General features: G+C 38.1%; 3 protein-coding genes. All 3 read left to right on the forward strand.

The genetic code is table 11. The features are described 5' to 3' along the window. The coding region (locus C0K55_RS26845; protein ID WP_236942281.1) for an RHS repeat-associated core domain-containing protein at positions 1-794 on the forward strand (794 nt) is incomplete at its 5' end. Between the two features lies 1 nt (position 795). Beyond that, complete coding sequence (locus C0K55_RS25600; protein WP_172953779.1) at positions 796-1,263, forward strand: hypothetical protein; 468 nt, start codon at positions 796-798, stop codon at positions 1,261-1,263. Positions 1,264-1,502: 239 nt separating this feature from the next. Next, positions 1,503-1,786: ISAs1 family transposase (locus tag C0K55_RS25605; RefSeq protein WP_123059782.1), on the forward strand; the 284-nt coding region annotated here is incomplete at its 3' end.

Raw genomic sequence — 1,786 nt, forward strand, 5'->3', positions numbered from 1 at the left:
AGGGGATAAGCCGCCTGTATATCTACAGCGACCAGGGGAGTTATGAACCGCTGGCGCGGGTGGACAAGGCGGGCAAAGAGGGACCGAACCGGATACTGTATTTTCACACAGATGTGAACGGCGCGCCAGAAGAGATGACGGACAGTGACGGGAAAATCGTGTGGGAGACGGGGTATCAGGTCTGGGGTAACACGATACAGGAGAAGGACCACGGCAGGGTGGAACAGAACCTGCGTTACCAGGGACAGTACCTCGACAGGGAAACGGGGCTGCACTACAATCTGCACAGGTACTATGATCCGGATGTCGGGCGGTTCATAGTAACGGATCCGATAGGGCTGAAAGGCGGGTTAAACCTCTACCAATATGCACCGAATCCGTTAAGCTGGATCGATCCCCTTGGATTAAAATGTGGCTTCGCGGAAAGGAATAATATAACCCAAAGATGGGTAAATAAATTAACAGGCAAAACTCCGGCTGAAATAGATTCTCTTTTAACTTCTAAAGGTTGGACCAAGATCTACCCACAAGCTGGTAGGCCTGATGCTATTCAACATATACAATATGTGAAAACAACAAAATCTGGTGCAACATATAAATTAGATTATCATCCTGGTGGTAATGCAAAACAACCGAATATTCATGGAAATGATTATTGGAAGGTTTACAGAACCAATAGTAAAGGTGAAGATGTTGTATATGGACGTATAGGTCATGATGGTTTTGAAAATTATGATCTAATAAAGGATTCTCCTGTTTATGTCGATGGTGTCTTAGTAAATGGTGGGATGTAAAATGTTTGATTTTTCCGCAGAAATAAAATCATTTCATTCATTGGGTAATGTGCTATTAAATACAAATATAGCTTCCTACTTTACTGAAATGTATGCTGATCATTGTGTTGAGTGCAAGGAATATCTTCTACCTGATGCGAGTAAGAGATTTGCCTATGTATTGGATGAAACTTTAACTATATCAACCGAACCTGATGGAAATATATTTTCTATTGGATGTAATCAAAATTACAAAGGGTTATACAAAAAAATATTATATGCAGGTCAAGAAATTGGTGAGATAAAAAAACTCACTTCTCGACAAAGAATATTTAATGGCTCTATTGTTATAGATGAGGATTTTGGCGTTTTATTTATATTACCACCACCATTTGATGAAATAGCTGACAGTATAGATAGTATTCCATTAAACTTAAAATTAAATGAAATATATATAGGTGATTATTCGTTTTGGAATCCATGTAAATAATGAAAATCCGGGAGGAAAATCAAATTCCCCCGGCTTTTTTATTTAATTATCTTTCAGCACACCCTGCATCCCGCTTTTTATTCCCTTAACCACCTCAGGGAAAGATCACGTAACGCAGCTTTTTTGTACTAAATAATTCGCACTAAATGTTCAATAATTGAGATACTCCTTATTACCTAAAGCTGTTTTTCATTGCTTATACATGATCAAATACTCCTTACATAATTAAGGAGAACAAAATGGAATTAAAAAAATTAATGGAACATATTTCTATTATCCCCGATTACAGACAAGCTTGGAAAGTGGAACATAAATTGTCTGATATTCTACTGTTGACTATTTGTGCCGTTATTTCTGGTGCAGAAGGTTGGGAAGATATAGAGGATTTCGGGGAAACACATCTCGATTTTTTGAAGCAATATGGTGAATTTGAAAATGGTATTCCTGTTCACGATACTATTGCCAGAGTTGTATCCTGTATCAGTCCTGTAAAATTTCATGAGTGCTTTATTAACTGGATGCG

It is taken from the genome of Escherichia sp. MOD1-EC6098 (assembly GCF_002965865.1).
GTDB classification, from domain to species: Bacteria; Pseudomonadota; Gammaproteobacteria; order Enterobacterales; family Enterobacteriaceae; genus Escherichia; species Escherichia marmotae.